Annotated in this window: 32 protein-coding genes, 1 tRNA gene and 1 pseudogene; 11 read left to right on the top strand and 23 right to left on the bottom strand. The window is 67.0% G+C overall.

What is annotated here, in order from left to right; genetic code table 11:
• Nucleotides 1-52 precede the first annotated feature (52 nt).
• The 7 genes from WYO_RS17785 to WYO_RS17755 all read right to left on the bottom strand — a co-directional run bounded on the left by WYO_RS17785 (nucleotide 53) and on the right by WYO_RS17755 (nucleotide 7,035).
• Complete coding sequence (locus WYO_RS17785; RefSeq protein WP_007564996.1) at nucleotides 53-1,477, bottom strand: phage major capsid protein; 1,425 nt, start codon at nucleotides 1,475-1,477, stop codon at nucleotides 53-55.
• A 74-nt stretch (nucleotides 1,478-1,551) separates the two neighbouring features.
• Complete coding sequence (locus WYO_RS17780) at nucleotides 1,552-2,613, bottom strand: HK97 family phage prohead protease (protein ID WP_007564994.1); 1,062 nt, start codon at nucleotides 2,611-2,613, stop codon at nucleotides 1,552-1,554.
• Nucleotides 2,613-4,046 (bottom strand): phage portal protein, encoded by a 1,434-nt coding sequence (locus tag WYO_RS17775; RefSeq protein WP_007564992.1) that lies wholly within the window; start codon nucleotides 4,044-4,046, stop codon nucleotides 2,613-2,615. The genes WYO_RS17780 and WYO_RS17775 overlap by 1 nt, the downstream gene beginning before the upstream one ends.
• Nucleotides 4,046-5,779 (bottom strand): terminase TerL endonuclease subunit, encoded by a 1,734-nt coding sequence (locus WYO_RS17770; RefSeq protein WP_007564990.1) that lies wholly within the window; start codon nucleotides 5,777-5,779, stop codon nucleotides 4,046-4,048. The genes WYO_RS17775 and WYO_RS17770 overlap by 1 nt, the downstream gene beginning before the upstream one ends.
• A gap of 40 nt (nucleotides 5,780-5,819) precedes the next feature.
• Nucleotides 5,820-6,155 (bottom strand): hypothetical protein, encoded by a 336-nt coding sequence (locus WYO_RS31665; RefSeq protein WP_039903242.1) that lies wholly within the window; start codon nucleotides 6,153-6,155, stop codon nucleotides 5,820-5,822.
• A 37-nt stretch (nucleotides 6,156-6,192) separates the two neighbouring features.
• Nucleotides 6,193-6,399, bottom strand: a complete 207-nt coding sequence (locus WYO_RS31030; RefSeq protein ID WP_128755042.1) for a hypothetical protein — start codon at nucleotides 6,397-6,399, stop codon at nucleotides 6,193-6,195.
• Between the two features lie 369 nt (nucleotides 6,400-6,768).
• Nucleotides 6,769-7,035, bottom strand: coding sequence for a hypothetical protein (locus tag WYO_RS17755; protein ID WP_007564983.1), 267 nt, complete (start codon nucleotides 7,033-7,035; stop codon nucleotides 6,769-6,771).
• Nucleotides 7,036-7,470: 435 nt separating this feature from the next.
• On the opposite strand from WYO_RS17755, the gene WYO_RS31025 reads away from it, so the two are divergent.
• On the top strand, nucleotides 7,471-8,193 hold the full coding sequence (locus WYO_RS31025) for a hypothetical protein (protein ID WP_128755041.1): 723 nt from the start codon (nucleotides 7,471-7,473) through the stop codon (nucleotides 8,191-8,193).
• Between the two features lie 394 nt (nucleotides 8,194-8,587).
• Here WYO_RS31025 and WYO_RS17750 read toward each other — a convergent pair whose 3' ends face one another.
• The 14 genes and pseudogenes from WYO_RS17750 to WYO_RS17695 all read right to left on the bottom strand — a co-directional run bounded on the left by WYO_RS17750 (nucleotide 8,588) and on the right by WYO_RS17695 (nucleotide 16,894).
• Nucleotides 8,588-8,860 carry a hypothetical protein gene (locus WYO_RS17750; RefSeq protein WP_128755040.1) on the bottom strand — a complete coding sequence of 91 codons (273 nt, stop codon included), beginning with the start codon at nucleotides 8,858-8,860 and terminating at the stop codon, nucleotides 8,588-8,590.
• A 108-nt stretch (nucleotides 8,861-8,968) separates the two neighbouring features.
• Nucleotides 8,969-9,052: transfer RNA gene (locus WYO_RS31660), tRNA-Tyr, on the bottom strand.
• A gap of 246 nt (nucleotides 9,053-9,298) precedes the next feature.
• The gene (locus WYO_RS31020) at nucleotides 9,299-9,826 is read right to left on the bottom strand and encodes a hypothetical protein (protein ID WP_128755039.1); all 528 of its coding nucleotides are present in this window, start codon (nucleotides 9,824-9,826) and stop codon (nucleotides 9,299-9,301) included.
• 116 nt (nucleotides 9,827-9,942) lie between these two features.
• Nucleotides 9,943-10,104, bottom strand: a pseudogene (locus WYO_RS32470) (transcription termination/antitermination protein NusG); the annotation flags it as partial.
• Between the two features lie 900 nt (nucleotides 10,105-11,004).
• Nucleotides 11,005-12,264, bottom strand: coding sequence for an HNH endonuclease signature motif containing protein (locus WYO_RS29385; RefSeq protein ID WP_007564975.1), 1,260 nt, complete (start codon nucleotides 12,262-12,264; stop codon nucleotides 11,005-11,007).
• Complete coding sequence (locus WYO_RS17735; RefSeq protein WP_007564972.1) at nucleotides 12,264-13,718, bottom strand: DnaB-like helicase C-terminal domain-containing protein; 1,455 nt, start codon at nucleotides 13,716-13,718, stop codon at nucleotides 12,264-12,266. Before WYO_RS17735 ends, WYO_RS29385 begins: the two co-directional genes overlap by 1 nt.
• Nucleotides 13,715-13,951 carry a hypothetical protein gene (locus WYO_RS17730; protein ID WP_007564970.1) on the bottom strand — a complete coding sequence of 79 codons (237 nt, stop codon included), beginning with the start codon at nucleotides 13,949-13,951 and terminating at the stop codon, nucleotides 13,715-13,717. The genes WYO_RS17735 and WYO_RS17730 overlap by 4 nt, the downstream gene beginning before the upstream one ends.
• 5 nt (nucleotides 13,952-13,956) lie before the next feature.
• Nucleotides 13,957-14,544 carry an MT-A70 family methyltransferase gene (locus tag WYO_RS17725; RefSeq protein ID WP_007564968.1) on the bottom strand — a complete coding sequence of 196 codons (588 nt, stop codon included), beginning with the start codon at nucleotides 14,542-14,544 and terminating at the stop codon, nucleotides 13,957-13,959.
• Nucleotides 14,541-15,056, bottom strand: a complete 516-nt coding sequence (locus tag WYO_RS17720) for a hypothetical protein (protein WP_007564966.1) — start codon at nucleotides 15,054-15,056, stop codon at nucleotides 14,541-14,543. The genes WYO_RS17725 and WYO_RS17720 overlap by 4 nt, the downstream gene beginning before the upstream one ends.
• 3 nt (nucleotides 15,057-15,059) lie before the next feature.
• Nucleotides 15,060-15,473 (bottom strand): hypothetical protein, encoded by a 414-nt coding sequence (locus tag WYO_RS17715; protein WP_007564964.1) that lies wholly within the window; start codon nucleotides 15,471-15,473, stop codon nucleotides 15,060-15,062.
• A 50-nt stretch (nucleotides 15,474-15,523) separates the two neighbouring features.
• Entirely contained in the window at nucleotides 15,524-15,967 is a 444-nt protein-coding gene (locus WYO_RS17710) for a MucR family transcriptional regulator (protein WP_007564962.1), read from the bottom strand.
• Nucleotides 15,968-16,011: 44 nt separating this feature from the next.
• Nucleotides 16,012-16,353, bottom strand: coding sequence for a hypothetical protein (locus WYO_RS17705; RefSeq protein WP_007564961.1), 342 nt, complete (start codon nucleotides 16,351-16,353; stop codon nucleotides 16,012-16,014).
• Nucleotides 16,350-16,583: a hypothetical protein gene (locus WYO_RS17700; protein ID WP_007564959.1), complete on the bottom strand. Its 234-nt coding sequence runs from the start codon at nucleotides 16,581-16,583 to the stop codon at nucleotides 16,350-16,352. Before WYO_RS17700 ends, WYO_RS17705 begins: the two co-directional genes overlap by 4 nt.
• Nucleotides 16,580-16,894, bottom strand: coding sequence for a hypothetical protein (locus WYO_RS17695; protein ID WP_244424215.1), 315 nt, complete (start codon nucleotides 16,892-16,894; stop codon nucleotides 16,580-16,582). The genes WYO_RS17700 and WYO_RS17695 overlap by 4 nt, the downstream gene beginning before the upstream one ends.
• A 372-nt stretch (nucleotides 16,895-17,266) precedes the next feature.
• On the opposite strand from WYO_RS17695, the gene WYO_RS17690 reads away from it, so the two are divergent.
• A complete protein-coding gene (locus tag WYO_RS17690) occupies nucleotides 17,267-17,623 on the top strand; it encodes a hypothetical protein (RefSeq protein ID WP_039903236.1) in 357 nt (118 codons plus the stop codon).
• 218 nt (nucleotides 17,624-17,841) lie between these two features.
• On the opposite strand, the gene WYO_RS31655 is transcribed toward WYO_RS17690, so the two are convergent.
• Nucleotides 17,842-17,985 (bottom strand): hypothetical protein, encoded by a 144-nt coding sequence (locus tag WYO_RS31655; protein WP_007564952.1) that lies wholly within the window; start codon nucleotides 17,983-17,985, stop codon nucleotides 17,842-17,844.
• Nucleotides 17,985-18,242 carry a hypothetical protein gene (locus tag WYO_RS17685; protein WP_007564949.1) on the bottom strand — a complete coding sequence of 86 codons (258 nt, stop codon included), beginning with the start codon at nucleotides 18,240-18,242 and terminating at the stop codon, nucleotides 17,985-17,987. The genes WYO_RS31655 and WYO_RS17685 overlap by 1 nt, the downstream gene beginning before the upstream one ends.
• 76 nt (nucleotides 18,243-18,318) lie before the next feature.
• Here WYO_RS17685 and WYO_RS17680 point away from each other — a divergent pair, with 76 nt between their 5' ends.
• From WYO_RS17680 to WYO_RS17650, 9 genes are all read left to right on the top strand, one after another.
• Nucleotides 18,319-18,927 carry a S24 family peptidase gene (locus WYO_RS17680; protein ID WP_007564947.1) on the top strand — a complete coding sequence of 203 codons (609 nt, stop codon included), beginning with the start codon at nucleotides 18,319-18,321 and terminating at the stop codon, nucleotides 18,925-18,927.
• Nucleotides 18,928-19,430: 503 nt separating this feature from the next.
• Entirely contained in the window at nucleotides 19,431-19,580 is a 150-nt protein-coding gene (locus tag WYO_RS31650) for a hypothetical protein (protein ID WP_007564945.1), read from the top strand.
• Entirely contained in the window at nucleotides 19,580-19,804 is a 225-nt protein-coding gene (locus tag WYO_RS17675) for a hypothetical protein (protein WP_007564942.1), read from the top strand. Before WYO_RS31650 ends, WYO_RS17675 begins: the two co-directional genes overlap by 1 nt.
• A complete protein-coding gene (locus tag WYO_RS17670) occupies nucleotides 19,804-20,142 on the top strand; it encodes a YdaS family helix-turn-helix protein (protein ID WP_007564940.1) in 339 nt (112 codons plus the stop codon). The genes WYO_RS17675 and WYO_RS17670 overlap by 1 nt, the downstream gene beginning before the upstream one ends.
• On the top strand, nucleotides 20,142-20,522 hold the full coding sequence (locus WYO_RS29075) for a hypothetical protein (RefSeq protein ID WP_007564938.1): 381 nt from the start codon (nucleotides 20,142-20,144) through the stop codon (nucleotides 20,520-20,522). Before WYO_RS17670 ends, WYO_RS29075 begins: the two co-directional genes overlap by 1 nt.
• Nucleotides 20,519-20,854 carry a hypothetical protein gene (locus WYO_RS17660; RefSeq protein WP_007564937.1) on the top strand — a complete coding sequence of 112 codons (336 nt, stop codon included), beginning with the start codon at nucleotides 20,519-20,521 and terminating at the stop codon, nucleotides 20,852-20,854. The genes WYO_RS29075 and WYO_RS17660 overlap by 4 nt, the downstream gene beginning before the upstream one ends.
• Complete coding sequence (locus WYO_RS17655; protein WP_039903232.1) at nucleotides 20,851-21,198, top strand: helix-turn-helix transcriptional regulator; 348 nt, start codon at nucleotides 20,851-20,853, stop codon at nucleotides 21,196-21,198. Before WYO_RS17660 ends, WYO_RS17655 begins: the two co-directional genes overlap by 4 nt.
• On the top strand, nucleotides 21,195-21,347 hold the full coding sequence (locus WYO_RS31645) for a hypothetical protein (protein WP_007564933.1): 153 nt from the start codon (nucleotides 21,195-21,197) through the stop codon (nucleotides 21,345-21,347). The genes WYO_RS17655 and WYO_RS31645 overlap by 4 nt, the downstream gene beginning before the upstream one ends.
• 32 nt (nucleotides 21,348-21,379) lie before the next feature.
• Nucleotides 21,380-21,727, top strand: a complete 348-nt coding sequence (locus WYO_RS17650; protein WP_244424213.1) for a hypothetical protein — start codon at nucleotides 21,380-21,382, stop codon at nucleotides 21,725-21,727.
• The last annotated feature ends 2 nt before the right edge of the window (nucleotides 21,728-21,729 follow it).

Here is a 21,729-nt window from a genome sequence, read left to right as displayed (position 1 = left end):
GAACCTCAGCGGGCCGCCGGCTCATTCCGGCGGCCCATGATCATCGCCCCGATCAGGTGGCGGACAGCGAGCCCCAGCGGGCGTGACGGAGGACGGATACCGCCTGGTCGTAGTTCAGGGCGATGTCGTGCTGGGCCTCCATCAGCACGGCCATCATGTTCTGCTGGAACAGGTGGACGAGCGAGCCGGTGCCGGGGTCGATGGTGGCTTCTATCGAGGTGCGGACGGTGATGTCCTCCTCGTCGCCGTAGAGCACGTTGCTCCAGTCGACGAGCGCCAGGGTGGACTCGTCGGTGGTGGCGCCGCCGTTCGAGGGGAACTGCGTGGTTACCAGCACCCGGAAGCCCTTCCAGGTCGGGGTGTCGCTGTTCAGCTCCGGGTAGATGTACTGCCCGTTGGCGCCCCGGGCGTCCGCCAGGTAGCGCATCAGGTGGTAGTTCATCGTCCAGGCGAAGCGATTGGTCGCCGGGATGTTGGCGTCGGTGATCGCCAGGATCATCCGGGTGGCGACCCGGTCGAGCTCGGCCACCGTCGGCGCCTTCGGGTTGGCGAACAGCGCGGCCGCGCCGGTGGCCGAGGCGTCGAAGGCGTTGACGTTCGGCCGATTGAGGATGCCGAGCGGGGTGTAGTTCGAGCCGGCCCCGAAGTAGCAGGCGAGGTCCATGTTCTGCGCCAGGGTGCGGCGCAGGTCGTCACGGATGTAGGCCTGCAGGTCGGGCAGCGACCACTTGAGCGCTTCCATCGTCACCATGACGATGCCGGCGATCTTCTTCGACCGCATGGAGATGCCGTTGAAGGTCGGCGACCCGACCGGCTTCTTCATGCCCTCGCCGACGTAGCCGGCGGTGGACGAGGTCGCGCCGCGCGGCTGGTTGAACTGGCCGCCGATGAGAGGCACGCGCCGCGGGTTCGCCGCCAGGAACGTGTTCTCGCCGCGCAGCAGCTCGATGATGGTGTTGGCGTTCGGGGTCGGCAGCAGGATGCCGCCGTCCTGCGAGGTCAGGGTGGTGTTGGTCTTCTCGCGCCGGCGGGCGGCGTTCGCCGAGGCCCGGTCCTTCAGGTCCTTCACGAAGCGCTCGTAGCCCTCCTCGCCGAGGATCTCGATCGGCGACTTGGCGATGCCGGCCTGGAGAAAGGCGCGGCTCTTGGCGGAGGCGGCGGCCATGAGCGTGGCCTCGTCAAGGACGCTCATCTTCTCGGCCGGCTGGGCGAAGGCGAAGCGGCCATCGTTGGCGGCGGTCCGCTCCAGCACCTCGGTGCCAGCGGCGGCGGATGCTGAGCGGGTGGTGGAGGCGTCGAGAGCCTCCTGCCGCTCGGCATCCTTGACCATGTCCAGCGCCTTCTCGGCTGCGGTCAGCGCGTCCTTGTAGGCGGTACGGTCGGCATCGGTGGCGTTGTCGGCAACGGCCTTCGCACGGGCGGCGGTGGCCGCCTCGCGGGCAGCCTTCAGCTTCTCGCGAAGTTCAGCGAGGGTCATCGTCACTCTCCTGGGAAAGGTGGCCGCGCCCGCAGGTCGCCACCGGGTTGCCGCCTCGGCTATCTGCGGGCGGATTACGCGGGGACGTGCTGCCCCATCTCGGTGTCGAGGACGGCCATGCGGGCGTCGGCCTCGATGATCTCGTGCTTGGCGATCAGCGCCGGCAGGTCAGCTGCCATGCCGGCGGCCGCCTTCTGCTCAGGGGTCGGCTCGGGCGCGGGCTTCTCGCCGTCCTCTTCCGGCTTCGGATCCGCCGCCTCGGTCTTGCCCTTCAAGCCGAGGGCTTTGGCGACCCGACCGAGGAGGCTCTCGTCCTTCTCGATCGCCTCGACCACGCGCTCGGCCTTCGACGGCTTCACCGGCTCGAGCACGGGCGCGCCGTCCTCGCCGGCCTTCACCTCGAACGTCTTGCCGTCGAACACGATGGTGCTCTTGGTCGGCCCGGCGCCGCGGCGCGCGTCCTCGAACGCCTTGCGCGGCACGATCAGGCCCTTCTCGATCGACCAGGTGTCGAGCACCTCCTCGATCATCTCCCGGGCCATGACGTCGCCCGCGGCCGCGGCCTTGGCCAGCGCGGCGGGGTTGGCCGGGACGGTGCACGGCGAGCATTCGTAGAGCTCGGCCTCGTGGATCATGTAGCCCGGATAGAAGTAGCTGCCCTGCTGATCCTCCGGCACCTCACGGCGCTCGATCGAGGTGGGCATGAAGCCGATGGAGCAGGCGCGCACGCTGCCGGCCTCGAAGTGCACGGCCAGGCGATCGGCCATAGGCTCGCCCTTCACCAGGGTGAGCGTGCCCTCGGTGCGCTTCGGCCGCCCGGTGAGGGTCTTCTCTAGGTCCGACCACGTGCCCACCGGTGGGTCGCCGGCGCGGTGCGACCAAGGCGCGACCGGGTTCTTCTCGAACTCGGTGGTGTTCAGGCCGGCCTGCACGACGATGTCGCGGTCACGATCCTCGATCTCCGCCGACATGACGAAGCGCATCGTCCCCGCGTCCTTGTCGAACTTCGGGGCCTTCTCGAGGACGCGGGCCGCCTTGATGATCACGCCAGAATCCCGGGCGAAGTGCTTGCGCTCCACGCCGCCGTAGCCGCGCGAGCCGAGGTATTCGTCGATCGAGACACGCTCCGAGGCCATCAGGCTGCTCCTGCTGCGTCGTAGGCGAGGCGCAGACCGGCGCCCTTGCCCGCGTTGTTGTCGGGGCTCTCGTTCTGGCCAGCGCCCGGCTGGGTGGCGTTCTGGCCGGTGCCGGCCTGGATCACCGCGCCGTCCGGGCCGATCAGGCTCATGGTCACCGGGACCATGCGCTGGTCGCCGCCACCGGCGAGCGGGTTCAGCCGGAACGGCAGGACCTCGCGCGCCTCGTCGAAAGTCATCAGGCCGTCCTTCATGGCCGTGTCGACGAGCTTCGAGAGCGCATCCAGATCGGTCGCCATGAGCGCGACCTGGTCGAACTGCGGGCCGAAGATCGGCCAGTCGTCCATCGGGAACAGCGCGTTCCGGAACTTCTCCTGGATGCCGTGCGCCGTCGGATGCAGGCAGTCGCTGTAATACTGGCGGTTCATCGCCGCCATGTTGTTGTAGGCGACCGCCTCCAGCGCGAAGATCTTATGCGGCGGCATGTTCATCAGGCCGCAGATCCGCATGACCTGCTGGTTGAAACTCTCCGTGGTCTGGCCGTCGCGGGCGTTCAGCGCGATCACCTTGGCCTGCAGTCCGGCTTCCAGCAGGATCGGGTCACCGTTGGCGCTGGCCTTCCGGGTCCGGTCCGTGAGCTGCTGCTTCAGCCGGCGGAAGGCGGCATCCGCCAGCGCGCCATCGCCGAAGTCCTTGGCGGTCTCGAAGACGATCGGCTGCTTGCCGTCGTTGCCGAAGATGTTGGTCTGATACTCGGAGATCGCCGAGACTAGGTCGAAGATGGGCGAGCCCAGGGCGAGGCTCGACAGACCGTAGAGCCCATCCCAGAGCCGCCCGCGCAGGTGGATCATGCGATCGGCCGGCACGATCATGTACGTGTCGCCGAGGACGGACCGCTCGTATTCCGTGCCGGCGAAGATCTCGTAGAACAGCTTGCCGCTGGGGTAGGCGATCCGCGCCCGGCACCGCGCAGGCAAGATCGGGATCAGCTCGAGCACCGTGCCGTCGGTGGCGATGCGCTTCAGCGCGTAGGCATTCTGGGCGAGCTCGTAGTGCATGATCATCATGCGCCAGAACTCGGTCCAGGTGTGCTGCTCGTTCGGCCGGGTCATCAGCAGCCGGGCGACCGGATGCTGGTTGTGCTCGACCATCGTCCAGCCGCGGCCCTTGCGCTTCCACAGCAGCATCTCGGCCTTGGCGATGTCCTGCGCCTTCCGGTCCGCGCACTGGATAGCCAGCCCCATGCCGACGGCATCGCGCCCCAGGAAGCCGCCGCGCGCCGTCCGGCTGCCCAGCCCAACGAAGTCGCTGATGTCGTTCCAGCCGAACTCGAACTGATCCCAGCCGGCCGAATCCGTGGTGGTGAGCGGGCCCGGCACATCGCCCGCGGCCTTGGCCAGGGTCTCGGACTTCTCGGCTTCGGTCTGGCTCATCAGGCAGATGCTCCGGCGAGGCCGCGCGTCAGGTACGGGTTCGCATCAGGGGCGCGCTTGGCGGTTGAGCCGAGCTGGCCGGCCTCGTGATCGACGCGCAGCGCGTTGGCCTCCACCAGGGCGTCGAAGCCGTCGATGTTGGCCTTCGACCAGGGCTTCTCTTTCTTCGGCAGCACGTTGGCGTTCTGGTCGTAATGGCCGACCACGTTGCCGGCGCACCACGCGGTGACCGGGTTGCCATCGTGCTGGAACAGTTCTGGATCCGCGGTCCGGGCCACGAGGTCGTCGGTGGCCGCTGTCAGGTTCCGGGCGTTCTTCTGGATGATGAAGACCCGGTAGCCGGCCGCCTCGATCTCCGAGGCCATCAGGTTGGCCTGGTAGTCGTCGAGGCCGACCCCGACGACATTGTGCCCGTCCAGCGTCGCAAGGATCTGCTTCAGGATCACCCGGTAATCGATGAACGACCCGGGCGTCAGCTGCAGCCATCCCTGGCGATGCCAGGCCAAGAACGCATCGGCGAAGCGGTCATCCTTCAGGCGATCGCACTTCGCGGGCAGCCAGTAATCGGCGGTCGAATAGACCCGGTCCCCGGCCTTCACCATGTAGGCCGCCGCGTTCAGATCCGAGCGGCTCGCGAGGTCGATTCCGACGTAGAGCGGGAAGCCCTTCAACACGTCGAGCTTCAGCTTCGGATCCGCGCAGCGCTCCCACGCCTCCAGCGAGACGAGGTTGCCGGCCGCCCGGGACCAGAAGTTGATCCGGGTCCTCAGATACTCCTGCCGCTTCGATTCCGACTTGCGGCCCTCGAACGCCTCTTCCTCGATCGAGGTGGGGTTCAGCGAGACGCCCCACATCGGGTTGAGCTTCTCGACGGTGGCGGGGTCGAAGCACCGATCCCGGTCCACCTCCGAGCCCGCGTACATCGCGATGAACATGCGCGGCGCGCTGAGCCGACCGGCGAGCACCTGCCGGCACACCTTCCAATCGTCGTAGGCCGGCGCGTTCACATCGCGGCCCGCCGTAGAGATGCCGAGATCGAGCGGCGCCTGGCGGGACCCCTGCGCCGTCTTCAGCACGCCGATGACGCCCTGGTCCTGGGCGTGCAGCTCCTCCTGCAGAAGGACGTGCGGGTTGAAGCCGTCGAGGTTCTTCGCCCGGGCGTGCGCCAGCTTGATCGTGCCGCCCGAGACCGTGAACTCGCACCCGTCCTTGATGTCGACGGCCCCGGTCATCTCCCGCAGATCCTCGTCCTTGCCGAGCATCTTGCGGATGACGTCGTAGGGGATCCGGGCCTGGTCCTCCGAGGCGGCCGAGACCACCACGTCGGCTCCGGCCTCGCCCTCGAAGTTGGCGCAGTACAGCACCACCCCAGCCGAGAGCGTCGTCTTCGCGTTCTTGCGCGGGATCCACACCCGCACGGTGCGAGTCCACCGCAGCCCCGTGGCCTTCTCCCGGAACCCGAAGATGCCGGCGAGATACCAGCACTGCACCGGCTCAAGGACGATCGGGCCGGTGAAGGCCTTCACGTGCGGGAGCTTACCGACGAAGTCGCACACGTCGATCACGTGGGCGTCCGACCAGACGTAATCGGCCCGGCCGGTCAGCGCCTGGGCGCGCATATCGAGGAAGCGCTGGCAGCCCTGCCGCTCCTCATCGCATGCCGGCACGCGCCCTGCCGCCACCTCCTCGCAATACCAGACGGCCATCCCGACGTAGTCCGGGAAGGCCTGCATCGCGCCGTCGATCTCGATCTCGACCGGCTTGAAGCGCTGGTCAGCGGCGGTTCGCGAAACCCGTTCGCGCGTACCGGTTGACCCGCGCCCCTTGAGGGGCCGCGATCGGCCTGTCGAGGTCATCGAGCCCCAATTCCTTCCGGGCCTTGTCCAGCTGCGCGAACCAAGAGCCCCGCACCTGCTTGCCGCTCGCGGCCGCCCGCGTGATCGTGTCGAACTGCATCGCGTAGCTGGACAGGCTGCGATGCGCGTTGGCGGTGAACCGCCCCGCATCGAACAGCAGCCGGGCGAGTGCATCGTATTCCGCCTGCGCCTCTGCGCTGGTCAGCGGGAACAGGGACCGCGGGATCTCGCGGAACGCCGGATGCGCAACCACGCGGGGATCACCACCGCCGACCTGCGCGGGCCCGGCATCAGCCTTCCGAGCCGCCCCCATACCGAACCTCGCCGCGAATGACCGGCCGGGCGCTCGGATCATCGCACCAGCGCACGATCAGGTGCATCTGGTCGGTCCGCCGCGCCACCGCCTCCAATTCACCCTTCCAGCCGTGGCAGGCCTGGCAGAGCGTCCACAGCCCGGCATCCGGGCAATGCACCGCGCCGCCATCCGCCACCGGCATCTTGTGGTCGACTACCGTGCCGAGGACCGTCCGGCCGATCTCCTCGCAGCGCTGGCAGAACGGCTGCTCGCGCCGAAAGGCCTTCGATCGCCGATCCCACCGCGCATCGTACCCACGCTCGCGATACGGCGTCCTCGGAGCGCCCCGCTGTCGCGTCGGCTGACGCCCGCCATTCCGAGCTCGGAAGATCTGCGGCATCAGATTTTTTCGATTTTGGTCCGCGAGAATCGGTTTGGCATCCGCCCCTGAACCGAAAGCCCGGATCGATTAATCGACACCCCCCACCCCTTGCTGGCTGGTCGGTTCAATCTGATCACCGCGCAGGATCGCTTACGGGGGCCGTGGGTGGGCATGGGGCGTGCCCCGGGCTCAGGAGCCTACGCCAATGCGGGGCTTGCCTGTGGGGCCCTGATCCGGGGCCATGGCTGCCAGCACGGCCTGGCTGTGCTCCTGATGACGGAGCGCCAGCTTCAGATGGCCGATGATCTCACGGTTGTTGTGCAGCACCGTCTGCGCCTCAGACCGCTGGTCCCCCTCGATCTTCCGGCACTTGGCCTCGATCTCGGCGATCAGCTGGGCCAGGTGCTCTTCCAGCTTCGCGCCGGTCGGGTTGTCCGAGGACATCAGGATCGACATGGGCACCTCGTGCGGTGGGGGTGTGTTCACCCGCGCAGGGCGGGAGGGTGGAAGTCGAAGGGCCGAGAAGGAGGGTCGCCCCCCCTCTTGGGCGGCTTCGCCCAGTGGTTGCAGCGACGCCACACCTCACGGTCGCGTGATCAGAGGTCACTTTCGGTGATTGCTGCGACGCTCAAGTTGCATCATCAAGTTAAGCTGCGAATAGGAGCGCAGGGGTTTGCATTGATTAAGCATTCTAGGTGGAGGTTCGAATAGTGCGCCAGCAGAACTGGCTCTGTCTGTTTGGAAAGCTTCTGTCTCTTATAGCAAAGTTTCTACCCAGTCGAATGATAAGCGCAGTCAGTATTGGAGTCTTTTATGTCGCTTTCGATAGCCAAAACTTTATGCGCACTCGCCGTAACCTCAATCGCGTGGTGGGGCGCCGAGGACAAGGCGATGCCCCTCGACCAGGTCACGGTGGAAAAATTCTTCAACGCTTTCGAAAAGCGGGCTCGGACAGCAGGATCTGCTGACAGCACTGCAGCAGAAAATATTGTCAATACCTACAAATTCGCAATCGAAAGCGACGTTGGATATAGTTTTGAAAAGACACTCAACAGGGCGATTGTGACAAAAGACGCTTTGTCATCGGCGTTATTCTCTAACCTCGAAGCTGCGGTCTCTCAGAATTTGGAAGCCCTGCGGAATCGGAAGCTGATCAACGCCGAGACCGTTGAGCTCGTGAAATTGCAGAAAGCCGCTAAAGATGCGGACCTCAATCCCGAGAATATGCGGTTGATTCAACTGATCCGCGAGTGCGGGAAATCCGGAGGTGGGACTTGCGATGCTTCTAGGTTTACGTCGCTGATTCTGGCGAACGATGCAGGGGCTCAGTCCGCCGCAAAAGCTCGGGCAGCGGGTTACTCATCCGACCCGACGCCAGACGACAGCCAATTCATGGTAGAAGCATATATAAGCCGCACATATAATATCGCGACCGTGGGTGGTTTATGTTCTTCCCGAGTAATCGTGACAGATCTGGACCCGAGCGACTTAAGCTGCGGTCTAATCAAGATGCCGGGCGCAATTGGCGTTCGGGCAGCGTCGAACATCAGTATTGACGAGGATAAACTTCTCGTGTCGATGAAATACAACGAATTGGCGCAAAAATACAAATAATAGGCAATTAAGCAATTAAACGCTGCGCCAGCCTTGCCTTAGGTGCGATCGACAGACGATCACTCTGAAGCGGATGTCCGCGCTGTGGCTTCAGCCTGCGGCGCGGTGCCGGCCGCCTGCACTAGGCGCTCGATCAGCTTCTCGACGTCACCGACTACCTAAAACACGGACTTGTCCGGGAAGCGGGTGCGGATGTCGTCCGACAGGTGGCGGATGAATGCACTGGTGTTCATGGCAGCCTCTGCATTTGGGTGCCAGGCGTTCCAGCCCAGCGCTCACCCCGCCGGGTGATTGCTCTCTACCGGCCGAGGGCACATGGCGGCCTCTGATCATTCAGCGCTGGCGGATCGGACGCTTCCCAGGCGCGCCGGCCCGACGCTCGCGCTGATCTGGATTACTGCTGCGCGCCCTGGTCGCCGGTCTGCTGCTCGGTCTCAGCCGGCGCCGGATCCTGCGCGACGGCGGTGTTGGCCGGGATCGCGGCAGCGAGGGTCGAGGCCGCGGCCTTCATCTCGGCGATGATCGAGGCGAACTGCGCGCCGTCGCCGATGGAGTTGGCCTGCTCGAGACGGCCGATCAGCCCGGTGATCGCGGCGGCGGCGGCGGCCTCCACGGCGGTGTTGGCGTGCACCTGGTCGATGAGATCCTGCAACGTCTGCTGGGCCATGGCTGTCTCCCGGTCGTGAGTGATGCTCAACCTCAGCAGAGCGTCGAGCTTGCGCTCAATGCGGCGGCCTCGGCCGATCCAGTCGAGCATGCGAGGTCCGTGCGCTGGTGGTGAGGAAGGCAGGGCTCGAACCCGCCATGCCAAAGGCGCCTGGGTTACAGCCAGGTGGACGTCCGCCCGTCCGTCTTCCTCAAGGGCAATGGGACTGCCGGCGCGGCGACCGAACTGGTGCGGTCACGTTTGGCGCGGGCAGAGTCGTAGCAAAGAGGGGGTCAGAAACCGCCCTCCGGGTCACCCAGCCTCTTGTCCGTCAACCCAGCTCACCGGGGAGTACAAGAAGGGGGCGGTCGTCCGGCACCGCGTGCGATGCGGGACGCATAGATTCAGAAGCAGCTTATCGAGTCAAGCGGCAATTCGAACGGCAGCGGTTGCATTGCTTTAGCCGTCGTCACTCGCACTGGTGCGAGCAGCGCTAAGGTGCCTCGTGAAGTTAGCGATTGTCGTATCCAATACGGTTTGGTGCAATTCCCACCAATCATGCGCACTGCCTGATGGATTTTCTTTGGGCAGCTTAGGTATAATTTCTAAATCCTTTGTTTCTTTCCGCTTGCGTCGCAAAATATCTCTGGCTGCGGATACGTAATATCTAAACGTCCAATAGTTAGATGCCCTGTCCTGTGAGTAACCTACGGCATTATTCTCGATGAGATTGACTAGGAATATTTCTGCGTCTCGCTCAAGCAGACCAGCTGTTTTGTCTACATCGCTGAGAAAAACAGAGCGCCACAAAGAAAAATTTACGCCGATCAATGCGCGAAACAACCTGCCACAAACGACATCGTCACTCAGTTCGGTTTGATATTCAATATATAGCTTGTAGAGACTTAAAGAAGAATTCTGGTTCCTTGCCCTCTGTTCAACAAGCCATTCCAAATCATCCAGATCGCGCTTCGTTTTATCAGCCATGCCGCACCATTCTCAGCGTGAACAATCTACCTGTCCAGGTCTGAAATTCTCAGCATCCCAGGACGGCTAGATAGCTTTCATCTGCCATAACTTGTCGGTCAACCCAATCCCTAAGCTTACACCCGCTCGAACTGCTGCCGCTCCAGCTCGACAGGCGTGGCCCGGCCGAAGATGCTGACTGCGACCTTGTAGCGATCGCGCGCCACGTCGGCCTCCTCGATCAGGCCGTCGAAGCTGGCGAACGGGCCGTCGACCACCCGCACCGCCTCGCCGATCTCGATACGGTCGAGGTCGTCGATCGTCGGGGCCGACCCGATCAGGACGTCCGCGAACCTGCGCATCTCCTCGTCCGGCACGGTCACCGGGACGATGACGGGGGCAGGCCGTGGCTCGCCGTTCTCATCCAGGATCGACTCGCAGTACGCGATCCGCTCGACGTCCCAAGCGAACGCGCGATCGTGGCGCAGTCCCGGCATGGTGCCGTAGACCCGGCGCTCCATCAGCCAGGGATGCTCGACGGCCAGGCGCTCCAGCTGGCCACGCTGCTCCAGCCCCACGAACACCGTGTGGTCGAACAGCGGCATGCGGATGCGGCGGATCCGGCCCGAGGCGAGGCGCTGCTCGATCTCGTCCCGGGGCCGGAAGAACGGAATGCCGGCGTTCCGGAGCTTCTCGCACAGCTCGCCGGTATGGCCGACGCAGGCCTGCACCATGGCCCACTGCTTGCCGGGTGGCAGGTCGTGCTCGGCCCGCCGGGCGGCGATGCGTTCCTCCTCACGCTGCCGCCGCTCCCGATCGTGCCGCTCCTGCGGGCTTTCGGTGGGCTCGGCCTTGGCTTCTTCAGTCTTCGCCGCATCGGCCTCGTCGCGCTGAGCGCGCTCTTCTTCCAAGATCTCTCCACGGCGCATGAACACTTTGTGCGCACGCTCGGCTTCGAGCTTTCTCTTCAGGCGTTGCCTCTGGTTCCGTTGGCGACCCACGCTACGCTCCAGTCGAACCCGACCCCGTTCGCGCGGCTTGCGCGTCCGGCCTCGACCCCTCTCCCGCCGCAGGAGAGGGGGGTGTCGCGCGGCCTGCCGCCATGGCCTCCGCCGCCTGTGCGGCCAGCGCCTTCGCGGCATCCCGGTGCATGCGCTCCCAGCGCAGGGCGGAGCCGGAGATGCGCCGGTGGCGGACCATCACGCCGCCTCAAGCAGCAGCCGAGACGGAATCCGGCATCCAGGCTGGCCCGGGGGCGGGCCGAACACGGCCTCCGACCAGCTGCCGGCGTCTTGGCGAAACCGCTCGATCCACTTCCGCAGGGTCGGCTCGGGCCACTGTCCCGAGACGCCGAGGTCGACGAGGTCCTCGGCGGGCGTTGGGGCTGCCGGCACTGCGGCCAGACCCTGGGCGACACGGCTCTGCCGCTGCGCCGCTACCCGCTCGGCGACCCGGTCGGCGTAGACCGTCCAGGTCCGAATCGGGATTCGGGACGAGGCGGCGATGTCCAGCAGGGCCGGCACGATCTCGGCCTCTAGGTCGAGCCCGTCGGCCTCCAGCTTGGCGATCGGGCCGATCCGGAGATCCTGGGGGCCGCCGTCGAGGGCTGAGCGCACCCGGGCCTCGACCCGGTCGAAGTTGGCCCGGGTGTTCCAGCCCTCGGCCAGGCTCGGCCCCGCCGCCGGCTCGACCTTCGAGGCGGGCTGAGCAGCCGACGTTTCGACCTGCTGTCGCGTGGGGTGAGGTTCTGCGGCGGCGGGCTTAGGATCTTTTCTATTCCCCTCCTTTCCATTCCCTTCCCTTCCAGAGGGAGGATTCCGGAGGCCTCCGGAGTTGCCCGGGAAAAAGTCGTGAGGGTTGCCGTGGCCGCGTGAGCGATTGCACGATCTACATGAAAGAACGAGGTTTTTACCGTCCGTCACTCCTCCGGAGTGCTCCGGAGTAAAGTGGTCAAGTTCGAGCCCGGAGAACGCGACCCAGTAGCTGGGCTTTCCGTCGGACCGTTTCGGCCAGAAGATCGAGCCTGGCGCGCCGCAGAAGTAGCATTCCGCCGGATGGTTTTCGTTGCCGGGCGTGCACCCGTATTTCTGCGCCACCTGACGCCGCGCCGCGACTGGGATCACCGCCTTGCGATAGGCATCCAGCGGGAGCTTCGACTTCGACTTGTGCGAGATGAGTTGGTGCCGGCCGAAGCCGGGAATCACCAGCACCACCGACCCATCGTCGCCGTACCAGCGCTCGATCAGTTCGGCGGCCACCAACACGTCGAGAGCCAGTTCCATGTCGACGGGATCGCCCGGCATGATCTGCATACGCAGTCGATCCGGCTCATCGCGGATCCGCCCATCGTCGTCGGCGAAGTTCCAGAGGCCGATGAACACCAACCTGGCCGAGAACGGCAGCTGGACGATCTTCTCGTCGGTCCAGAACTCGGGTTTGATCGTGCGGATTCGGGCCATCAGAAGCCCCCTCTCGATGTCTGAGCGATGGCGGAATGGGCGACGTCGCACCAAAGGGGCAGCGTGACGGGCGGCCCGGATCGGTTCTTGCCGAGGATCAGTTCGAGCTTGTGCTGGACCTGCATCATGCGATCAGCGAGCTCCGGCGTGGGCGACGCCTTCATCTTGCGCTCGACGTAGACGGCCTCGCGGAAGAGCAGCAGGACCGCGTCGGCGTCCTGCTCCAGCTCGCCCGAATCCCGGAGGTCGGCCGGGGTGGGCCGACGATCCTCGCGCTCCTGCTTCTCGACCCCGCGGTTCAGCTGAGCGAGCAGGACGACGCAGATGTCCTCGGCCTTCGCCAGCTGCTTCAGGGCGCCCGAGATCTCGCCGATCTCCAGCACGCGCTGGCCCTGGTAGCGGTCCGAGACCTTGATGAATTTCAGGTAGTCGACGAACACGACGCCGAGGCGCACGCCGATCTTGGCCAGCCGCCGCTTCTCCGCTTTCACCCCGAACGCGATCTGCGCGACCGTGACGCCAGGCTCGCATTCCAGGCGCAGGTGGAGCTTGTCGAAGCTGGCCGCAGCCTGCTCGATCCTCCAGGCCTCCTCGTCGTCGATCTCGACGCCGGCCATGATCTTGCCGAACGTGAGCGGCCGGTTGTGGACGTACGAGAGATCGGACAGATACCGGGCGATCTGCTGATCCCGGGTCACTTCGCACTGGTAGACGAGCACGCCAGCCTCGCGCGCGGCGAGCCGGGACAGTGTCGTCATTGCGACCGTCTTGCCCATGCCCGGCCGGCCCGCGAGCAGCCAGAGCTGCCCGCGCTGGAAGCCGCCATTCGTGACCCGGTCGAGCTCGGACAGCCCCGTCGAGATCGCGGTGGATTCCATTTGGCCGGTCCTCAGCTGGTTGATGCGATCGAGCATCCAGCGGCTGGCCTCCGGCGCGGACTGGCCTGCGAGGTGCGCCTGCGGGACGATGGCGCGGACATCGAGCAGCGCCTGCTCGGTCTCATCGATGATCGCCTGGGCGGCCGTGCCGGGGGGCGACGTGCGCACCATCTCGGTCAGCTTCTCGGCCACCCCGAGCAGCGAGCGCTTCGAGGCCAGGTCCCGGACGATCGCGGCGTAGCCGGTAGCGTCGAGGCCCATCGTGTCGCCGGCACAGGCGGCGAGGTAGGCTAGGGCCGGGCGGTCGCCGATCTGCGGCCGCTGCAGGTAACCCTTCACCGCGATCGGCGTGGGCGGGCAGCCGGCGGCCACCAGCGACTCGATGCAGGCGAACACCTCCTGGTGGTCGGCGAAGAAGAAATGCTCCGGACGCACGATCTGCGCGATCGCCGGCACCACCTCGGGCCGCATCATCGCCAGGCCGAGCAGCGCTTGCTCCACCTCGGTGTTGTGTGGCGGCGCGGCCTGGTCGGCAGGCGTGCGGAACGCCACGACGTTGTCGGGGTCTCGGCTCATGCTGCGCGCCTCCGGAGCCGGGCCGGCAGCATCTCCTCCGGCAAGATCACGGCGTTCTGCATCAGGCGCGGCGGGATCCCGGCGCCGTCGTCGTAGAAGCCGCGGCCGGGCTTCGGGGCCCGCACCTCCGGCACGACGTGACACACGAGGCCGTAGCGCTCGGCGGCGGTCAGCACGTCTTCGCGGCTGCCGCGGTAGAGGACCGTTCCGGATCGGGCGAGAACCCAGCGCATGGGCGTCACTCCGCTGCCATGGGGACGGACCCGGGCCGGTCGAACTTGCCGACCTCGTGGCCCCAGGCCTCCCAGCCCGGACGGGCCTCGCGCGAGAAAAGGTCGGCCCGGCGCAGTGCGTCCGGCAGCAGTGCCTCGGCCGCGGCGTAGGCCTCATCCGGCTTGCGGCTGTGCTCGCGAGCCGGCGCCATGATCACGCTGCGCACGGATCGCCCAGCGCGCGGCCGGCCGAACTTGCCGATCAGGAAGGGCTCGGAGGCGCTGCGCAGCACGTAGCCGGTGCCGAACGCGAGCTTGCCGCCGGAGGTGGTCGTCACCCACGTGCCGGCGGTGGTGAACGTGAAGCCCCATGCGGCCATCACCTCGAGCGCCTGCGGCAGCATCGGGTTGGTGGCCCAGAGCCAGAGGAAGGCGTCGCCGCGGGCCAGCTGCGCCACCGGCAGGGCCTTGATCGCGTCGAGGGGCATGCAGGCGTACTGCGCCTGCGGACTCTTCGCCTCGCCCTTTTCAGAGCGGAGCGCGAAGGCCCACGGCGGGTCGATCATCAGCATGTCGAAGCCGAAGGGCTGCAGCGTGCCGAATGGCCAGGTCATGCGGCCCGCCCCGCGCCGAGGGCGCCGAGCTTCAGGCGCGAATACTTGGGCGCCCTCTCGTGCACCGCGCAGGCCCAAAGGCCGAGGGCGTCGGCCGCGTGATCGTCCTTCGGATTCCAGCCATGGCGCTGCGCCGCGGCGATCATCTCGTGCTTCTCCGCGCGGCCGTTGCCGGCGAACATCTTCTTCACGCTGGTGTTGCCGTGCTCCATGCAGCGGATCTGCCGCCGGTAGCAGGCGATCTCGGTCTGCCAGCACAGGCCCATCAGCTTGCGAGCCGTGTTCGCGTTGCCGGTGCCGCCGACGAACGGCGCCTCGAACACGACCAGCGCCGGGCTTTCCAGCGTGATCATGTCGAGGATCCATTGGTCGTAGGCGTCGCCGAAGCGCCCGATGTCCGACCCGGTCGAAGGCAGGAGCTTCGAGCCATAGGTCGGCTCCCCATCGGGAGAGCCGCAGGCCCACCCCAAGCGGGTGGCCAGGTCGAGGGCGAGGATCTTCGGCAGCGCCATGGCTCAGTGCACCGCCGGCTCGAGCTGCTTGATGCCCTTCAGGCGCGCCTTGTTCTCGGCCACCTGGTCCTGCTCCGACGCGGCGGCGTCCTGGGTCGCGCGGCGCGCGGCCTCATCGCCGTCCTTGCCCTCGTCGAACAGATCCGGGGCGGGGTTGAGATCGAGCTTCGCCCGGTAGTCGTCGAAGGCGCGGAGGTAGTCGGCCCGAGCCGAGTCCTCCATGCGGGTGAGCTTGCGGCAGTCGTTGAAGGCCTTCCGGTGGACGCCGTGCACGTCCTCGGCCTTCTTCACGGCGGCGCCGAGCTCGCCGCGCGCCTCGTCCATGTCGCCCTTGTGCGAGTTGCACACGTCGATCAGGCTCTTCAGCACGCTCGGCGCGATGCCGGTGTCCTTCTTCGCTTTCAGCTTCTCGGCCATGACTCTCTCCTCGCGGGACTGGCCCGCCTGGTGGTTCGATCAGGGGTGGATCAGGCGACCGCGGCGAGCGGCTTCCGGGCGGCCTGGCCGCCGACGACACCGAGGCCGAGGTTCTTGGCGAGCACGGAGCGCTGGGCGCTGTAGCTGGCGCAGACCGTCGGGTAGTCGGCGGGCAGGCCGAAGCGCTGGCGGTAGGCGTGCGGGTCGAGCCCGTGCCGGGTGAGGTGCCGCTTCAGGGTCTTGTAGGACCGGCCGTCGATGAAGCTGACCAGGCCGTCGGGCCGGATCGACTTGCGGATCTCGGACTGGCTGGGCCGGGTCGCATCGGCCTCAGCCGGTATCGCGGTCTGGCCGAGGCCGGTGATCGCCGCGTGCACGGACGCGATCAGCGCCGGCAGCTCGGATGCCGCGACGTGGTTGCCGCGGACGTAGCTGGCGACGATCTGCACCGTGAAGTCGACGGCGATACCGGTTTCGGGCTGCTGTTCGGACATCGTGTGCTCCAGTCGCGCGGGGACGCCCCGCGTGGGCGGGCCTTTCAGCCGGGGAAGCGGGGGACGCGCGGGGGCAGGCCGGCGAGGCATCCGGCATTGGCGCGCGGGACCGGCAGGCTCTCGGCCTCGAAGACATCGGCGCGGCGATGCGAGACCGAGCCGTCTCGGCCGATGAGCAGCCAGTCGCCGGTCACGGGCGTAGCGGCCCGGCAGAAGTCGTTGGGCACCGTGACGTAGGCGCATTCGCCATCGGCGATGACAGTGACCCGGTTTTCGGTAGCGATCTCGTCGGTCGCAGCGATGCGCCAGGCGGTGACTGCCCGATTGATCACATGCGTCGGGACCAGCAGCCCGTCAGTCGCGATGGTGCGGAGCGGCGTGTTCACGGCCGGCGCTCCCGGGTGTCGGTGCGAGGATCCTGGTCGCGATCCCAGAGGCGTGGATTCCATTCGGCCGGCGGGCAGATCGCGTCCGCGGCGGTGCCGTAGCGCTTGGCGTCGTCCGCGCGGCGATTCCGGAAAGCGACGATCGAGCGGATGCGGGCGTTGGCCCGGGCCTCGTCCAGCTGGGCGACCCACTCGAGCAGGCGCAGGACATGAAAGCGGATCGGCCTCATCGCGACGCCCTCCGGAAGTCCTCGGCCAGCATCTCGTCGATGGCCCGCCGCTCAGCCAGGAGCTTCAGCTTCCGCTCTTCGCGGGCGAGGTCGTCGAGCCAGGGCACCGGGTTCGCCATGGCGCCGACGACGAAGGCCAAGCCGTAGCGGTTCAGGATCGGCCCGACGTAATCCAGCGAGGGCTTGGCCTCTCCGCTGAACCACTTCTCGACCGTCCGCGCGGGCGCGTTGATCGCCTCGGCGACGCACTGCGCCGCCTTCACCGGATGGATCTGGCGCCACTGCGCCACCCATCTTTGGGGCTCAATCACCCATCCTTGGGTATCGCTGGACCCAGACTTCCGCATGTCATTCCCCGATGCTGTGAACATCGGGGATGAGGACGGGCCAGGGATGCAGGAGGCGGCCGACATCAGCGATCTCCCAGGGTGTGGAGAACCTGTGCAGACACACGAAGAGCACCCCGGCCAGCAGCTGGCAGGCACGACGGCAGAGGTGCGGAAAGGGCGGACCCCGCGGCGGGTCCGAGTCTCAATAGCAGGCCGCGGGGCGCCTCAGCTCCGGCGAGGAACGCAACAGAGCGAGGGGAAAAACGAATGGTTGACCGGGCCCGTAGGCGCCATGACGGCGCGACGATCCGGGCGGTATCCTGCGCGCGGGCACGAGGCCCGACCGGTGAGATCATGGGCGCGCAGATCGTCATATCAGGCAGCCCGCCGGAATACGGGCAGGCGCTGGACCACACGGCCCAGGCGCTGAACGAGCGTCACCGCTTCCGGGGCACGCTCATCCCGCGCAACGACGACTGGCCGCGCAGCGACCAGGATCACCGAGCCACCGGCCGCACGATGGGCAAGCCAGGACAGCAGCTCGGCGTCCTGCGCCTCGGCCTGAAGGTGCTGGGCCGCGCGCTCCATATCGAAGGCGTGCTGCGCGGCCTCGATGGCCTCCTGCGGCTCGATACGACCGGCAGAGCGCGCGGCCCGGCCCAGAGCGGCGGACTGAACGGCGAACGCCATCGCGGCCCGGCGGCACGCTGAGCCGAGCGTCAGGAGAGAGCGAGCATCGATCACGGTGGGCTCCACGCTGGAGACCGCCACCGAGGCCGCAGCCCCGACACTGGCGACGGCGATGGCACGCGATGAAGAGTTGCCGGGGCTTTCTCGGCCCATGCCCGGCGTACGGGGTCCGCACAGGGCAGTCCTGCGGAGGCCCTGGTCGAGGTCGGACGCGCCGAAGCGCGAAGGGAATGAGGCGCTCATACGACGAGCACCCAGACGAGGCCGGCGCCGAGCGTGGTGACCACCAACGGGAACAGGCCGCGGCACCAGAGGAGCGCGCCGCCTAGAACGGCGGCGGATACGATGAACGGGGCCGCTAGGAGCGCTCCGGCGGCCGACATCAGGCAGCCGCTTCTTCGACTGACGTCAGCTGCGCTCGCCGGTCATTCGGCAGATGCACGTGCACAAGGACGTCGTTGTCGATCGCCAATCCCCTCGCGCGGGCCGCGTCGACGATCAGAGGCCAGTAGATGACCGGAATTGACCCGCGCTGGCGCATGTCGCTGCCGCGTGCGCCGGGGTTCTTTGAGAACCCGCAGATCACGCCGAAGGCAGTGGGCCCCCCGAGTGCAGCGATGATTTCGGCGACGGATTCCATGGCGACGGGAACGCTACGCCTGATGCGTAGCGGCTGTCAACGCACATTGCGTAACGCTTTGTGCGAAGCGCGAGCTATGGATACGATCGCTGAGCGCCTCCAGTATCTCCGCAAAAAGGCCGGCTTCGAAACGGCGACCGACGCAGCACGTGCGTTTGGCTGGAAGGTGCCGACCTATCTCGGCCACGAGAACGGCGACAGAAACCCGAGCCGCGACACCGCCAAGCGCTATGGCGCGGCTTACAAGGAGCGTTGGGAGTGGATCCTTGAGGGCGGCCCGCGATTGGAGGCGCCGAAGGATGACACGGTGCCGATCGTTGGCGATGTCGGCGCGGGCGCTCGCATAGTCTTCAACGGTGAGCCGCAGGGTGGCTATGACCGCGCAGCAAGGCCACCAGGATCATCGCCGAATACGGTGGCTGCTCGCGTCCGAGGCGACTCCATGCCCGGCCTCGCCGAGGATGACTGGCTAATCTACTATGACGATCGTGTTCGCGGCTTGCCCGATGAGTGGATTGGACAGCTATGCGTTGTGTGGATCTCGGAGGACGAGATCTACGTGAAGAAAGTCTTCCGTGGGCGGGGCAACGGCCCTTATTTTCTCGTCTCAACCGGCGGTTTGCCGCCGATTGAGGTGGATGGGATTGTGTGGTCCGCCAAGGTCGCCTGGATCAAACCGCGCTAATATTCGTCCGTTTCCGGCACCTCGCCGATGCGCGCCAAGAACGTTGGCTCCGCGTATTCATCTGCGCTGCTGGACCCAGGACGTGAATAGGCTAGCGCGCCGACGGCCTTTTTATCACCGACAAGACGCTCGGCCAGCCGCTTCGCAGCTTCAGCGCTAGGACACTGCCTGACAGCAGCCGCAGCTATTCCTCCACGACCGCCGCGGACAAATGGTTGCACTGCGTGATACTGCGTATGTGCCATCGCTAGACCTTGTTCGCGTTCTGACGGTCAGAACTGGGGCCCGAATTTAGAACGCAATACGAACATCTCTATTGGTTTCGTGAGTAATTCGAAATCGCATGGATTTACCGCGGGTTGGGCTGTGCGCGGGTGTGGACAACGCATCCGGTGAAGCCCCAAACCGGCAATTCCGCTTCGCTACGCAATATGCGTTGACATTCATTACGCACGATGCGTAGTATCGGACCATCGCCGCTCACTGAGCCGATGGAGCCCCCGATGCTCACCGCCCTCGACCTCTACCTCTCGACCGCCCCGCTCCCCGAGGTGATGACCTACGTCAGTCTCGCCATGCTGACGATCGGCCTCGGCCCGTTCGTGCCTGGCGTCATCGCCGATCACGTGGCTGCGTACCGGGCCGCCCGCTGATGGCCGGCTCAGCCGCCCGCGCCGTCGAGCGCAAGTTCTTCCAGGCCCTGCTCAGCCACGAGGTTGCCCGCGGCCGCGCTGAGATCGTCGCCCTGGAGTGGTCGGCGCAGATCAACTGCAACGGCGGCGCCACGGAGTTGGGTTGCCCGGCCTGCCGCTTTCCGCAGCGCATGGGCCACGCGGCCCGGTGCCGGCTCGGCGCCATCATCCGGCAGGTGGCGTGATGGCCGCCCGCCCGCGCTTCGCCACCACGGCCCAGGCCATGCGCGCCTCGGCCGCCATGCGCCGGGCCGTCAACGCGGCCGGTGGTGCCGCTCGTCTAGCGCAACAGCTCGGCCTGCACGTCTCGACCGTGACAGGCTGGGTCTTCTGTCCGACCGGCCATGTGGACACGGTCGCCGCCGTCACCGGCGTGTCTCGCAATGACCTGCGGCCCGACCTCTTCCCGCGTGCCGACACCGCCCGGCCGATGACAGCCGAGCAGGCTGTCGCAGCTCACCTGATGGCCGGCGAGCACTTCGCCCGGACCGGCCGCTGCCTCTCCGCTGAGGAAGCGCGCTGATGGCCGTCATCGACCTCCTGCCCCGCGAGGAACTGATGCTGTCCGAGGCTGGACGGAGCAGCACACCCGCGATCCCGATGACGGCGTGGCGCGGCGCTTCGGGCCGGCGCTACGTCGCCCGCATCCACAAGCCGCATGAGCTCGAAGCCGACGAGGCTACGCGCATCGTCGTGATCGGCATCGCCCGGGACGAGGGCGGCAACGCGCACCGGCGCGGCGTCGCGTCCGGGCTCGATCGTGCCAGCGCAGAATCCTGGCTGCTCCGCATGCGCCACTCCGGCTGCACCGAGATCCACGTCCACCGCACGACGGCGGACGCTGCCGAATGCCGGGCCATCGCCCGCGACCTCAGCCCTTTCGCCAACGGAGCACATCGGTGATCTCGCAGCCCGCCATCATCGTGACTCAGCACGAGCTCGATCAGCTGCATACCTTCGCCGAGCGCGCGGTGCGGTCGGATCGCATCCATCGCCTGGAGATCCAGCGCCTCGCGCTGGCGCATGCCGCGGCCGTCCAGGAGTTGGCGGTCATCCGCATGGCCCTGAGCCGCAAGGACACGGCTGGCGCGCTCATCGTGGTCGAGGCGCTCATGCGCCACAGCGGGGCGCACGCGATCAACATGGACGCCGAGCCGCTGCCGGCCGGGGTCGCGGACCTCGACGAGGTGCGGGCCCGGCGCAGCATGGCCGCGATCAGCGGGGGCACGCTGTGAGCGCCGCCGCCCCCTCCCGGCGCGAGCCCTCACCGCCGCTCGAGCACCGCCGCGCCGTCGGTGCCATGGTCCGCGCCGCCCGGGTTGCTCGCAGGCTCTCCATGGGCGCGGTCGGCGATCACATCGGCACCTCGTCGGTGATGATCCATCATGTCGAGAGCGGCCGCAGCCGCATGCCGCGCGCCCGGATCCCGGTGATCGCCGAACTGCTCGGTCTGGAGCCGCAGGCCTTCGAGCGGCCGTCGCTGGCCGCCCAGGACGATGACGAGGCGGCTTTGCTCGCTGCCTTCCGGCACCTGCGCGAGGACGAGCGCCGCGCGCTGCTCGAACTGGTGCGGCCATGACGGCGAGCATCACGCTCTGCGCCACCGGCGTGATCTGCGAGCCGGCGCCCGCGGTCACCATCACCGACCTCGCCCCGAGCGCGCTGCTCCTCTCGGGCCTCGCCGTCCTGCTCCTCCTCCTCATCCGCAACCCGGAGGGACGCCTGTGATCTTCCCGCCCTTCTCAGCCCCGGAGGTCGTCATGACCCGCGCCGTCATGCCGGCGGACCATCTGCCCCGCCCGGAGCAGATGACGCCGGAGCGCGCCGCGCAGGCGCTCTACGCGAAGGGCCATCGCGCCCTGATGGCGAGCGGCTCGGACCGGCAGCTTAGCGTCGCCATCGTGCGCTCGTTCGGGCGGGACGTCCGGTTCGGCGACGCGCTGAACAGCGGCGCCGCCATGCAGGCGGTTCGCTACCACCTGCAGCGCCTCTGCGCCGAGGCGATCGCCGCGCCCTTCGATCCCGAGCACCAGGTCGCGGCCCAAGCGGAATCCGATCGCTGTGCCCGGCAGATGGGGCGCGGCCTGAAATCCGAAGCGGCGGAGTGATG

It is taken from the genome of Methylobacterium sp. GXF4 (genome assembly GCF_000272495.1).
In the GTDB taxonomy this organism is placed as follows: Bacteria; Pseudomonadota; Alphaproteobacteria; order Rhizobiales; family Beijerinckiaceae; genus Methylobacterium; species Methylobacterium brachiatum.
Note: the sequence above shows the minus strand (reverse complement) of the source record. Positions and strands in the feature narration are given on the sequence as shown.